11 protein-coding genes are annotated in these 12,555 nt (G+C 46.9%); 4 read left to right on the top strand and 7 right to left on the bottom strand.

Annotated features, from left to right (window positions below; all coding sequences use genetic code 11):
• The first annotated feature begins 197 nt into the window (after positions 1–197).
• The 3 genes from BI182_RS03630 to BI182_RS03620 are packed head-to-tail and all read left to right on the top strand — an operon-like array spanning position 198 to position 3,084.
• A complete protein-coding gene (locus tag BI182_RS03630; protein ID WP_286805606.1) occupies positions 198–1,115 on the top strand; it encodes an efflux RND transporter periplasmic adaptor subunit in 918 nt (305 codons plus the stop codon).
• Positions 1,116–1,118: 3 nt separating this feature from the next.
• Positions 1,119–1,847, top strand: coding sequence for an ABC transporter ATP-binding protein (locus BI182_RS03625; protein WP_286805605.1), 729 nt, complete (start codon positions 1,119–1,121; stop codon positions 1,845–1,847).
• A complete protein-coding gene (locus BI182_RS03620) occupies positions 1,834–3,084 on the top strand; it encodes an ABC transporter permease (RefSeq protein ID WP_286805603.1) in 1,251 nt (416 codons plus the stop codon). The genes BI182_RS03625 and BI182_RS03620 overlap by 14 nt, the downstream gene beginning before the upstream one ends.
• A 140-nt stretch (positions 3,085–3,224) precedes the next feature.
• Here BI182_RS03620 and BI182_RS03615 read toward each other — a convergent pair whose 3' ends face one another.
• The 4 genes from BI182_RS03615 to BI182_RS03600 all read right to left on the bottom strand — a co-directional run bounded on the left by BI182_RS03615 (position 3,225) and on the right by BI182_RS03600 (position 8,020).
• Positions 3,225–3,854, bottom strand: a complete 630-nt coding sequence (locus BI182_RS03615; protein WP_286805601.1) for a hypothetical protein — start codon at positions 3,852–3,854, stop codon at positions 3,225–3,227.
• Entirely contained in the window at positions 3,855–5,825 is a 1,971-nt protein-coding gene (locus tag BI182_RS03610) for a tetratricopeptide repeat protein (RefSeq protein WP_286805600.1), read from the bottom strand.
• 99 nt (positions 5,826–5,924) lie between these two features.
• Positions 5,925–6,461 carry a DUF1697 domain-containing protein gene (locus BI182_RS03605; protein WP_286805598.1) on the bottom strand — a complete coding sequence of 179 codons (537 nt, stop codon included), beginning with the start codon at positions 6,459–6,461 and terminating at the stop codon, positions 5,925–5,927.
• Positions 6,462–6,676: 215 nt separating this feature from the next.
• Positions 6,677–8,020: a helix-turn-helix domain-containing protein gene (locus BI182_RS03600; RefSeq protein ID WP_286805596.1), complete on the bottom strand. Its 1,344-nt coding sequence runs from the start codon at positions 8,018–8,020 to the stop codon at positions 6,677–6,679.
• A gap of 189 nt (positions 8,021–8,209) precedes the next feature.
• Between BI182_RS03600 and BI182_RS03595 the strand changes: the two genes are divergently transcribed.
• Positions 8,210–10,126, top strand: a complete 1,917-nt coding sequence (locus tag BI182_RS03595; protein WP_286805594.1) for an oxidoreductase — start codon at positions 8,210–8,212, stop codon at positions 10,124–10,126.
• Positions 10,127–10,139: 13 nt separating this feature from the next.
• On the opposite strand, the gene BI182_RS03590 is transcribed toward BI182_RS03595, so the two are convergent.
• The 3 genes from BI182_RS03590 to BI182_RS03580 all read right to left on the bottom strand — a co-directional run bounded on the left by BI182_RS03590 (position 10,140) and on the right by BI182_RS03580 (position 12,521).
• A complete protein-coding gene (locus BI182_RS03590; protein ID WP_286805592.1) occupies positions 10,140–10,832 on the bottom strand; it encodes a DNA alkylation repair protein in 693 nt (230 codons plus the stop codon).
• 88 nt (positions 10,833–10,920) lie between these two features.
• Positions 10,921–11,475, bottom strand: a complete 555-nt coding sequence (gene cobU / locus BI182_RS03585) for a bifunctional adenosylcobinamide kinase/adenosylcobinamide-phosphate guanylyltransferase (protein ID WP_070369541.1) — start codon at positions 11,473–11,475, stop codon at positions 10,921–10,923.
• The gene (locus tag BI182_RS03580; RefSeq protein ID WP_148637923.1) at positions 11,475–12,521 is read right to left on the bottom strand and encodes a pyridoxal phosphate-dependent aminotransferase; all 1,047 of its coding nucleotides are present in this window, start codon (positions 12,519–12,521) and stop codon (positions 11,475–11,477) included. The genes cobU and BI182_RS03580 overlap by 1 nt, the downstream gene beginning before the upstream one ends.
• Positions 12,522–12,555 lie beyond the last annotated feature (34 nt).

Below are 12,555 nucleotides of genomic sequence, written 5' to 3'. Positions count from 1 at the left end.
ACACTTATTTGTGCTTGGAAAGGCAATCTACACATATAAATATGCAGTCACTCCAGAATGGAGCGGTCTACTCCTCCTCACGTGATTTGTAGTTTACTGTTATCCCTATGGCTATAGAATAAAAACAATAACGCTCGAACGCAAGATGTTTCAGGACGTTTTGTGCCTTGAGTGAAACGAAAGGAATGGTTATAATTATGAAAAGAAAAGGAATTATTTTATGTGTTGTGCTTGGGGTAGCCCTACTGATTGGCGGGGGTGCCTATGTTTATGCCAATTCCCAGCCCGCTCCGGCAGTTGCAGTTAAAACTGCCCCGCTCTCCAAGGCAACCCTGCAAAACACAATCTCAGCCACGGGCGTGATCGAAAGCTATACCAAGGTCAAAGTTAGTGATACCAGCAATGATAATATCGAAAAAATTTATGTTTCAGTTGGACAATGGGTGGCCAAAGACGATTGGTTATGTCAGCTCTATAACAAAGCCGATGACAGCTACAGCTATGTTAAAGCCACCACCAGCGGTACCATCACGGCCATGAACGCCGTTAAAGGAAACCCTGCCAATGGCGAACTGTTTACCATTGAGGATACCAATGACCTGAAGGTTCGGGGCAAGGTTAAAGAAGCCGATCTGAACCATATCCATGAAAACATGCCGGTGCTGGTCAAAGCCGATGCCACCGGCGACAAGATCTTCCCGGGAAACCTGTCTAAAATCGCCCCCACCGCCATTAAAAGCGAAGCTGCTGCGAATGCAGCCGCCACCAAGGCCGAATTTGAAATTGAAGTTGATCTACCGGCTGACGTTACTGGACTAAAAATCGGAATGACCACCCGTCTAAACATTGTCAGCGAAGAACGGGCGGATGTTTTCTGTGTGCCCTTTGAGGCGCTGGTGGTGAATGATGCCGGACAGACTTCAGTTTATGTCGCTAAAGAAAACCCTGTCGAACAAGGCTCCTATACCGTCGAAGCGATTCCGGTCACCACCGGGCTGGAAACCGATTCATTAATTGAAATCGCCGGCGATCAGCTCAGTGAAGGACTGGCCATTATTTCCCAACCACAAACCGTATCACCGGGAATGGCTGTTTCTGTGGAAGCCGGGGTCTAAACAATGCGCAAGAAAATTATTGAAATGCGGGGGATTGTCAAGACCTATTATCAGGGAACTCCCAACGAGCTGGAAATTCTCCATGGCATTGATTTGGATGTTTATGAAGGCGAATTCTTATCGATTGTCGGCGCTTCCGGTTCCGGCAAATCCACTCTGATGAATATCCTCGGGGCCCTGGATCGCCCCACTAAAGGACACTATTATCTGGATCATCTACCGATGGAAAATGTCCGGGACGATGGCTTATCACAGATCCGCAATAAAAAAATCGGCTTTGTCTTTCAGACCTTTAATCTGATCCCCCGTTCCACCGCCTTAAAAAACGTCGCTCTGCCAATGCTATACGGCGGGGTGCCCCGCAGTGAACGGTCGCGGCGGGCGGCGGAATTGCTGCAACTGGTGGAAATGAGTGGTCGTTCCCATCACCGCCCCAATGAATTATCCGGCGGTCAAAAGCAACGGGTAGCCATCGCCCGGGCGATGGCCAACGATCCGGCCATCATTCTGGCCGATGAACCCACCGGCGCCCTGGATAGCCATACCGGTCGTCTGGTTATGGACATCTTTCACCGGCTTCATCAGGAACAAGGAAAAACAATTATTCTGATTACCCATAATGCCGAACTGGCTGAAGAAACCGAACGAACCATCCGTCTCCGGGATGGTTCGATCGTCGATAACCGTAAAAATAATCAATATCAATTGGGGGGCTCCTATGAATCTGTTTGAAAATATCCGACTGGCCCTGGAAGGCTTGCGGGCCAACAAGATGCGGGCCCTGCTTACCATGCTGGGGATCATCATCGGGATTGCTTCGGTGATGGCCATCTCCACCCTGGGTTCGGCCATGACCGGATCAGTCACCAAAACCATGGATAAAATCGGCGGCAAGAATATTATGGTTTCACTGTCGCCTAAAAACTACGATACTCAATCCACCCTGCAGGAAGACGATCGGATTACCCAGGAAGAACTGGATGCGTTTCGAGATACCTATGCCGATCAGATCAAGGCCATCAGTTTTTCTACCGGGATGGGCTCGGGACAGCTAAACAGTGGCTTCATTCATAAAGATGTCAGCATCACCGGCGCCAGCCCGGAATATGGTCTGGTTAACAACGTCAATCTGGTTCAGGGCCGTTTTATCAGCGACCGGGACATGGATGGGAACCGCAACGTCATCATCATTGATACGACGCTACGAAATAACCTGGTTGGTGTAGATGGCGACGTGATCGGTAAAGAAGTCCAGGTCGACACCAAGTCCACCAATGAGACCTATACGGTCATTGGCGTCTACGAAAAAATGGTGATTGACAATCCCTTGTTTTATATGGGTGACGATACCCGGGTCGAGTGCTTTATTCCCATCACCACCGCCAAATCACTGAATCCCGATACAGCCAACACGGTTGGTTATGAAAGTTTCACCATCATGGCCACTTCCAACACCGACTCCGCCGCCTTCGCTCAGACCACCAAGGATTATTTTATTAAAGGGATGAGTCCATTATCCGACTTTACCATTGAGGCCCAAAGCCTGGAAGCCATTGCCAGTGAAGCCACCGGTATGCTCGGCACCTTATCCCTGGGTATCTCAGTAATTGCCGGTATCTCGCTACTGGTTGGCGGCATTGGGGTGATGAACATCATGCTGGTATCCGTCACCGAACGGACCAAGGAAATCGGCATCCGCAAAGCTTTAGGGGCCCGTAATTCAGCGATCCGCAGTCAGTTTATTATCGAAGCGATGATTATCTGTCTGATTGGCGGAATCATTGGCGTCGGTCTCGGCTCGGTGCTGGGGATAACAGGCAGTACCCTGATGAACTTCCCATCAACACCACCCATTGGCCCAATGATTATTGCCCTCTGCTTCTCGATGGCCATCGGCGTCTTCTTTGGTTTTTATCCAGCCAATAAGGCCGCCAAATTGGATCCGATTGATGCGCTGCGATATGAATAGTTCCTCTGCTTTATCTGGATTGCGGATTTTAGCAAAATCGATCTGATAATTTTAAAAGCTTCACCCAAAGCTTCAATTCAAGCTTTGGGTGAAGCTTTGATTTTTTGATCATTAGTTTTATGATCCTGACGGTATTTTTTTTACCTAAGCCTCTCAAGCGCATTAATGATCTCATCCATCCCTTGATAATAAGCGGGAATCCTATGCCTTTTGATCATTTTTTTAAACGCTTTTCCGTCTTCAGGGCTGTATTCTTCCCAGCCTTCATTGAGCGATTCGCTTTCAATGATTCCTTCAATCACGATGCTTCCGTTTGGTCGCCGCTTAATAGTCTTCACCAGCCGGATAAAAACGGTGTCGGCGAAAAGGTATTCCGCCTTGCCGTCTGCGGCGAAGCTTGTCTCCTTGGCTGTCTCCACCTGCCAGTGGGACATGCGTGTCCTCAGCAGGTAATGAACGACTGCATCTTTTTCAAGCCGCACATAACTTCGCGAACGCATCTTTTTTGTATGCCAATAATGATACAGCGCCACACCCTTCACAAACACCAGGTTGATGAAGCACAGGAACGCAAATCCGACATCCCAATAATATTTTGCCTCCGGGCTGACCCCGGTCTGCCAGATCCCGATCAGTATACCATCCACAGTGAATGACAGAAACAAAACCAGCAGCAGCCACGGAAGCCTTATGCGCCGATAGGCAACTTCGTCAAATTGATATATGTCCATGCTACTTTCCTCTTTTATCTTTAAGGTTGCGACTGGCATCTAGTGAGGTCTCCATTTAATGGCCTCCGGTAAACCGGCTTTGGCGGCTTTGTTTATCCAGCGTCGGCCTTCTTCCTGATTTGGCGGTGTGCCGATGCCGCAAAAAAGCAGTCGGCCGGCACCAAACATCCCCCACTTGTCACCCAGCTCCGCAGACTTGCGATACCAGGCAAACGCCTGTTTTTCATCCTTTTCCACATCAAACCCGTTTTCAAAGGCATCGCCGATATTGTACATGGCGGTAGCATGACCTTGGGCCGCCGCCTGGGTAAATAGATTGAATGCTGTTTTATAGTTTTGCCTGACACCACGCCCCTGTTGGTAGTAAAAGCCCAGTTTAAGCTGGGCATCGCGGTGACCCTGCTCCGCTGCTTTTTCAAACCAGCAAGCCGCCTTTTTAAAATCAGGCGGTGTGACATCATATCCATAAATATAACCCAGCATGTACTGGCTATGGCTCGAGCCCTTTTGAGCGGCCTTGTGATAAAATTGCTGGGCTTTCTGCAGGTTTTTTTTAGTACCGTAGCCCCAATAATGGCAGTAAGCGGCCCATTCCCAGCCGAGGCTGTTATCCGCCTGCGCTGCCTGGTTAAAATATGAAAAAGCCTTTTGTCGATCCGGTGGGTTCGTACCGACGCCGTGTAAATGCATGGTTCCCAGTCGCACGAACGCATCCGTCTGTCCAAAATTTGCCGCTTTTTCAAAACAACTAACCGCTATCTCATAATTAAATAAGGTCTCATCATAGCCGTAAATCATGCCCATCATGTAATAGCTGTTATAAAGTCCATACTTGGCCGCTTTTTCATACCACCTCAAGGCTTCACACCTGTTTTTCAACACGCCTTTGCCTTCATACAAGCAGTACCCCACCAATTCCCAACCCCTGGGGACATCTTTCTTGGCGGCCTGGGTAAAATAGTTGAAAGCTTTTTCCTGATCCGGCATCATTTTTCCCGCACCGTCAAAGTACAAATTCCCGAGTTCAACCAGTGCCTGATCATCCCCTGCAGCCACCGCCAGCTCCAGGCTTTTTATGGCAAAATCTATCTCTGGTTTTTCAGACTTGTACAATGCAATGCCCAAACCAGTCATTAATTTGGCATCGACCATTTTGGCCGCCAGCAATAAATAATGAAGTGCTTTATTTGCATCTTTAGGCGTGTGTTTTCCTTTGATCAAGCATTCAGCCAGTGCGATCTGGGCGCCACCGATGCCCTTGTCGGCCAGTTCTGTGAGAATTGACAGGCCTTTTTTACTGTCCTGCGGGGTGCCATCATTATCCAGATATCGTCGTGCAACACCAATAAGCGGGGCGTGTTCGCCATACTCGAGCGCTTTTTTCGCCCAGACTTCGTTGCGCTCAATACCATGTTCACTTTTCTGCGCAAGCTCAAAGACGGCTGCCCGAAATCCTTTTTTTGCGGCCTTTTCCATCCAGCTGATGGCTTTCTCACGATCGATCGCCATACCAAGACCGGCACCGTGTACCCTTCCCAGCAGATACTCGGCATAGCCTTCCTGCACTGCCATCCAGCGTTCGTCTTTATCGCAGCGTTCCGCTGTATCAGGAAAGTCCGCCGACGGTGATCTATCATTTTCATCAGCGTCTTCTTTTTGCACCGCCAATGTCAGCAAACGGTAGGCCTCGGCATAATCCGTTAGCCCATTGTCTTTATCAATATGCAAGCAAGCGGCAGCAATTTGGGCGGGTGCGTAGCCATGGTCCGCCGCACGAAGATACCAAAAAAGCGCCTTTTCGTTGTCCCTGTCAACACCAAGCGCATTTTGATAAAGAATTCCAAACAGATATTCCGCCTGTGGGTTTATGCTTCTAACGGCAACCTCAAGCGCCTGTTTCGCATCCTCGTATTGGCACTCTGAGAGATAGTCTTTTGCGAGCTCCAGATACGCTTCGCTTTCAATTGTGAGCTCGATTGGGCCTGAAAGCAGGTGCTTCCAATTTTTCATTGCTTCGTTCCTTTGGTATTCTGATGGAATAAATTTATTTCTTTGTTATCGACTAGATTCATACTAATCAAAAAATTTAGCGAGCAGCCTTAATCCCATCTAAATATTTCTCATCATTTCATAGAGCTTTCGGGTGGTGTTTACATTTCGCACCGTCATTTTTTTATAAAGATCGGTACCGACAATTTTGGTCAAGCTGCTACGGGTGACATTTTTTCTTGCGACCGACCAGATAATGACACCAGTGGCCGATAAGGCGGTATCGATACCGGGTTTAACAGTCAATTTTTCCATCACTGCAGTTTCGTCCAAGCCACTTTCCAAAAACAACACATCGCATTTCATGGTATCATCATTTTTCCAGTCAGCAGGCAAGATTTTCATTAAGCATTCAAACTCAGTCAGACTGCGAATTAATACCGGAATGTCCAGATTATACTCCCGATAAATTTCCTGACGCAATTTCTTTTCCAACACATCTTTGGTCTGGTGATCGACAAAAATCACATTGCCGGAATTTATATACGTCACCACCGATTCCAGACCTAAGCGGAGAAAGGTCTCTTTTAACTGTTTCATTCCGATTTTATTTTTTCCGCCCACGTTGATACCTCGTAATAAGGCAACATACACCATAATAATAGCATCTCCTTTTTATTGAGTCGCTTCGAATGGCTTTATTGTATCACTAAAGGGAAACAAATGATAGAAAAAAACGCCCAACCAGCAGTCAGACGTTTAAAATCGCTATTCAAAAAAACACTTACACTCAAACTCTTAACCCCGTAAACAACCGGTGAAACTTTATTTATAAGACAGTGCCTAATAAATATAAAGTGTTCACATCTAGCTTAAACCTTCAGTAAAAGTTCATCACCCAAATAAGTCAGCAGTTTGAACGACATCATCAATGAAAATTTAATTTCACTATCTGCCAGTGACACTGCCATAATTTCCTCGATTTTTTTGATACGATATTTCATCGAATTGCGATGAATTTGAAAATACTGGGCGGTCTTGGTTACATTACCGTCATTCTGTAGATGGATGAACAGGTTATGACAGTAATTTGTTTGGTACTTTTGATCGTAGTCCATTAAATCAGTTAATGCGCCACTGCAAAAGTCCTTTAAGCGGTTTTGATCCCCTGCCATTTCAAGCAAATAATAAAAGGCATACGCATCATAATAAAAAAGCTTCTGCTTGGGGTTGATTGTAGCCCCCAATTCCAATGCTTTTATGGATTGATTGTAATGGTCTTTAAGCCCTGCCACATCCGAAAAACAAGCGCTGACACCGGCATTCATCTGATTGCTGGTTAAAAATTCAGTCAGTTTACTTTTGGCAGTACCCGAAAGGGCTTCTTTTCTGTCACATAGTAACAATACCGTAATTTTATTCTGATACAAAATAGATTTTTCAGTCCCCAGGATACGATTGATTATGCTTCTTAGATAACTCAGCGACATTCCTTTTGCTGTGTTTAACTCCGGACTGACTGTGACCAGGCAACAATATTTTTTTGCCTTTAAGCCTAGTTTGTTTCCCTGTTTTTTGATTGTTTCCGCTTTGGTGATTTTTTCTTCAAGCATATCAACCAGAAAATGCTCAAACTCGCCAGCTAACTGACCACTCCGAATCGGCTCTTTTTGCAGCTCATTGGCTACGATTCGGGACAGCCATTGCAGTAGCTCAAAATCCATTTGCGTAAAGGCTTTATTGGCCTCCACCACGGCAATATGTCCGATATTGTCTCCATTGATTGCAATTTTTGTAGCCATCCAGCGGGTCGGAGCATAATCAAAATGTTCAATACAAGGGCTTTCGCTGCTATAGAGCCGTTCAAACACACCACAGTCATTAAGTTTTTTGATCCGTTCATAGGCTGCAAATTCTTCTTCCGATTTGGCGGCTGGCCAGGACGGGTCCCCGACTACCGCGTTTTTATTAAACGCCTGCACATTGTAGCCCATATCGCTGACAAACATCGGATTTCCCAGCACCTGATAGCCGATATCAATGATCTGCTGCAGACCCCCGCATGATAATAAGGCCTCGGTCAGTTTCGCTTTTTTTGCTTCGAAACGCCGTTTTTGTAAACAGTAGCCTCTAAGCTTATAATTTTCTTCCGGATCATCCCCAAAACTTTTCTCCCGAATTCGGTATGTATTTTTGCTGTCTTTACTATTTTTCATCTTTAACCTGCTTTAAACCGCATATTTTAGCTCATATTATACGCATTTAATGATAAAAATGCAAATTCATTCATTGTCATTTTGCAATAAATATACTTGATTTATTTTTCTTTATTGACATTGTTTTAACTGATATTCCTGATAAAATTAATTTAAGTAAACGATTTACAAAAAGAAAGCAGGTTTAAAATGAATTCCAAATACGCAAAGATCTTCACCCCGATTAAAATTGGTAATATGATGGTAAAAAATCGGATCGAAACCGCTCCGGCGGCGCCGCGGTTGGCTTCCCCGGAAGGACTGGTGACCCCGGAGCTGATCGAGTGGACCCGGGCTCTGGCCAAGGGTGGCGCCGGAATTGTCACTGTCGGAATCTCCATGGTCACCCCGCCCTTTGGACACATGAACGGTTTTTGTGTGAACATCGGCGATGACAACGTGGTCCCCGGTTTAGCGGTTCTGGCCGACACGGTTCATCGTTATGGCGCCAAAGCCTCCATTGAACTGGCAGGCTTTGCCATGGGACATGACATGCCTGAGGAAGGCAAATCACCCATTGACATGATGTCCCAGGAAGAAATAAATAACTGGATTAACCTGTTTGCCAATGCCGCCGAGCGGGCCATGAAAGCCGGTATGGACATGGTGCTGATCCACGGCGGCCATGGCATTCTCGTCAGTAATTTTTTCTCACCCCTCTTTAATCACCGCACCGATCAATATGGTGGCAGTATCGAAAACCGGGCCCGCTTTGCCTGTGAACTCTTCGATGCCATTCGCCGCAAGGTCGGCCATAAGCTGGCCATTGAATTTCGCCTGAGTGCCGCTGAACTGGTTCCCGGAGGTGTCGAACTGGACGAAACCATTGAATTCATTAAACTTATCCAGGACAAAATCGATCTGATTCATGTCTCCGCCGGGATGCTCCTGGATGACGAAATGGTGCCGATCACCACCCAACCGACCTATCTAAAACGTGGTTATAATGCCCATTACGCCGCCAGTATTAAAAAAACCCCAGGCATTCGCATTCCGATCACCACCGTTGGTTCCATTGATCTGGATCTGGCAGCCGATATCATTGAAAACAACGAAGCCGATATGTGTGCGATGATCCGCACCGTTATTGCCGATCCCGATAGTGTCGATAAAGCCCGTACCGGGAATGAAGCAGAAATCCGTCCCTGTATCCGCTGTGTGCTGTGCCTGAATCGTACTCATGGTATGGAACCGCTGCGGGTAGCCTGTGCCGTTAACCCCCAGGCGGGCCGGGAATGTGAATTAAAAGATACCAACACCCTGGCGGATCACAAGAAAAAGGTGGTCATCATCGGCGGTGGTCCGGCCGGGATGGAAGCCGCCAGAACAGCCGGAGACCGGGGTCATGAGGTGGTTCTTTTTGAAAAAAACGACTGTCTCGGGGGGACGCTACGATTAGCGGTTGCTCCGGATTTCAAGGCTGATCTTAAAAGCTATCTGGCCTGGGCAATCCGCATGACCAGCCGTCATTCCAATGTTTCGCTGCGATTATCCACCACGGCGACCCCTGAAAACATTCTGGCCGAGTCTCCGGATGCCCTGATTATTGCTGTCGGTGCCGAAACCAATATTCCCGCCATTCCCGGTTTGGACGGAAGCGATGTGGTTTGGGTCGGTGATGTTGAATCCGGAGCGGTTTCTGTCGGGCAAAATGTCGTCATTGCCGGTGGTGGCTTAACCGGATGTGAAACCGCTTTGGATCTGGCCCGAAAAGGAAAACATGTCACGATTGTCGAAATGGTCAGTGAAAAGAAAATGCTTGAACCTTCACCAATTCCGATGACGGCTTTGCTGCAGCTGCTTAAAAAAGAAAATGTGACCATCCTGGCAGATCACAAACTGATTAAGGCCGGGGATCATACCGTTCTGATTGAAGGGAGTGCCGGTCAAAAAGAAATACCTTTTGATACCCTGATTCTTTCTCTGGGGGTCAAACCAAATCTGCCGGAAGTATCCAAATTTGCCGATCTGATTGATACGGTTATCTGTATCGGTGATTGCACCACCAGCCAGGGAACCCTTTATACCGCCACCACCGCCGGTTATAACGCCGGATTGGATATCTGATTACTGATTATCATTATTTCTTTTTTCGTTTCATAAAGCGTATCCGCACCTTCATCTCCGGACTAACCTGCCGCGATTCTATGATTTTCTGTAAGGCCTTATTATAGGTAAAGTCATCCAGATCGTTGGCCTTCAGATAAATCATCGTCATTTCCGGAAAAACTGTAAAACAGCTGGTTATGGCCCAGGCCACGGCCATTTTGACGTAGTAGTTGTCGCAGTCAATGGCATTGAAATTTCGAAACATCGGCTCCAGATATCGGTCTTCCACAAAATAAGTAATAAACATCACCACCCCAAAACGGATCTCATAAACTTCTTTTGACTGGAGGTAGGGTTGTAAAAACAGCCATACCTCCTCTTTATGTTTTTTTGTGAACTTCAGACCCGTACAGAAACTGTCACAAATTGACCAGTTGTCAATCTTGGGGATGAAGGATTTGATTAGTGCCAGCTGTTCATCCAGTTCCACGTCAAGATAACCAATTACCATTCCCTGGAGCAGAGTTTCTTCAAAGCTGTCATCCCGGGCGGTTTCCAGATAAGCCCGCCAGTCGGCTTTGGCAATCCGTTTGGCGATCTTCCTAAGCGCTGGCAGGCGTACCCCTAAGATCGTATCGGTTCCCGGTGTCAAACGACTGGAAAATTTTTGATATTTTTCTTCGGATAAAGCCACTAATTCATCTCTTAATTCTTTTTGATCCATGGTCTGCTCTCCCTGTTATTTCAGACAAAACAAAAGCCCTTTGCGCTGGCAATCGTGATTGCCAGCGCAAATAGGCTCCTGTTGTCATTTATTTTAATTTCATTGGTAAGCCCGCTACCAGTAAATAGGCTTCGTCGGCTCGACCGGCCACCAGCTGATTCATCCGTCCGGCAATGTCCCGGAAATAACTGCCCAGTTTGTAAGCTGGCACCAGGCCCAGACCGACCTCATTGGAAACCACAATCAGGGTTTTATCCTGACAAACATCCAGCAGCTTTTCGACTTCCAGCTTGATCGCCGCTTCAATTTCGCCGACCGTCTCCATTGAACACGTATCATAATCGACCGGAAAATCGAGCATATTATTAGTCGTCATCACGGTCAGGCAATCAAAAAGGACGACCCTGGCTTGCTTAAAAATGGGATTCTCGGCAATTGTCTGAAAATCCTTATATTGTTCAATCGTGCCCCAATGATTCGGCCGCTGCGCCTGATGTTTGGCAATCCGGTCTTTCATGCCATCATCAAAGGCAATCGCCGTGGCAATATAAGCCACGGGCTGGCCTGATTCCCGGGCTAAATTTTCGGCATAGGTACTCTTGCCGCTGCGGGCCCCGCCGGTGACAAATATTAACTGTCCCATTACTCATTCCTCCAGTTTTTAAGAAAAGTCAACAGCTTGGTATTCTCTGCTTCTTTTTTGATCGCAATCCGAAAATAGGAGTCGTCAAGACCCATAAAATCTTCACAGGTACGCAGCGACATGCCTTCTTTTTCCAGGGCAATCTGCAGCTCTGCCACCGTGCCCTGTAACAGTCGGCAGAGATGAAAATCAGTCCCGCTTTGATAAACCTTGATGGTGTTAATCTGGCTCAAGGCTTCAAAAACCCGGTGGCGTTCCTTCTGAATATAGGTTTTGGTTTTGGCCGCATAGTCTTTTTCGTCATATACCCCGATCGCTGCAATCAAACCCAGGGCATTGATGGTCCAGGGCTCTTTGAAGCTTTCCATCTTCTTAATCATCGACGGTGTTCCGACCCCATAACCAATGCGGAGCCCTGGCAGCGCATAAAACTTTGTCAACGATTTGAGAATAAAGACTGACTGCTTTGCTTCTTTAACCAATGCCAGACTGCTACTTTGCTCAGAAAAATCCAGAAAGGACTCATCCAGAAACCAGCTGATTTCTGGCGTTGAATGCTCTAACATTGCTCTGATAAAGTCACTGCTATAAACCCGACCAGTGGGATTATTGGGATTGCAGATAAAGACTGCCTGGGGCTCTTCTTTTTTAATCACTGACACTAATACTTCCGGGTCAATGGTAAACTGGTCTTTCTCTGATAAAACATGATGAGTGACCTCCCAACCGTAAAGCTTCAAGGCCCGTTCATATTCATTAAAGGTAGGCTGCACAATCAGTGCCTTTCCTGGCCCGATGCTGCGGGCAAAAAGATAGATCAGCTCGATGGCGCCATTGCCAAGAATAATATTTTCAGGCAGTACCGCCAGATCAGCGGCAATCTTTTTTATCGCCGATACCCCAGTGATCTCCGGATATTTTACCAGCTCATCAATGCCAGCAATCAGTTTTTCCCGGATGCCCTGGGGTATTCCCAGAGGATTGATGTTGACACTGAAATCCAGCATTTTTTTATTCTCGCCCTGATATCCGCCGTGTTTATTCATCGTGACGCTCCCATAATTTTAGTTTCGCTGCTTT

Origin of the sequence: Acetobacterium sp. MES1 (assembly GCF_002237635.1) — a bacterium.
Classification (GTDB): Bacteria; Bacillota; Clostridia; order Eubacteriales; family Eubacteriaceae; genus Acetobacterium; species Acetobacterium wieringae.
Note: the sequence above shows the minus strand (reverse complement) of the source record. Positions and strands in the feature narration are given on the sequence as shown.

Excerpts from the sequence above, each read along its gene's own strand:
- BI182_RS03630 (WP_286805606.1), top strand. The coding sequence starts at position 198 with ATGAAAAGAAAAGGAATTATTTTATGTGTTGTGCTTGGGGTAGCCCTA.
- BI182_RS03625 (WP_286805605.1), top strand. The coding sequence starts at position 1,119 with ATGCGCAAGAAAATTATTGAAATGCGGGGGATTGTCAAGACCTATTAT.
- BI182_RS03620 (WP_286805603.1), top strand. The coding sequence starts at position 1,834 with ATGAATCTGTTTGAAAATATCCGACTGGCCCTGGAAGGCTTGCGGGCC.
- BI182_RS03615 (WP_286805601.1), bottom strand. The coding sequence starts at position 3,854 with ATGCCAGTCGCAACCTTAAAGATAAAAGAGGAAAGTAGCATGGACATA.
- BI182_RS03610 (WP_286805600.1), bottom strand. The coding sequence starts at position 5,825 with ATGAAAAATTGGAAGCACCTGCTTTCAGGCCCAATCGAGCTCACAATT.
- BI182_RS03605 (WP_286805598.1), bottom strand. The coding sequence starts at position 6,461 with ATGGTGTATGTTGCCTTATTACGAGGTATCAACGTGGGCGGAAAAAAT.
- BI182_RS03600 (WP_286805596.1), bottom strand. The coding sequence starts at position 8,020 with ATGAAAAATAGTAAAGACAGCAAAAATACATACCGAATTCGGGAGAAA.
- BI182_RS03595 (WP_286805594.1), top strand. The coding sequence starts at position 8,210 with ATGAATTCCAAATACGCAAAGATCTTCACCCCGATTAAAATTGGTAAT.
- BI182_RS03590 (WP_286805592.1), bottom strand. The coding sequence starts at position 10,832 with ATGGATCAAAAAGAATTAAGAGATGAATTAGTGGCTTTATCCGAAGAA.
- cobU (WP_070369541.1), bottom strand. The coding sequence starts at position 11,475 with ATGGGACAGTTAATATTTGTCACCGGCGGGGCCCGCAGCGGCAAGAGT.
- BI182_RS03580 (WP_148637923.1), bottom strand. The coding sequence starts at position 12,521 with ATGAATAAACACGGCGGATATCAGGGCGAGAATAAAAAAATGCTGGAT.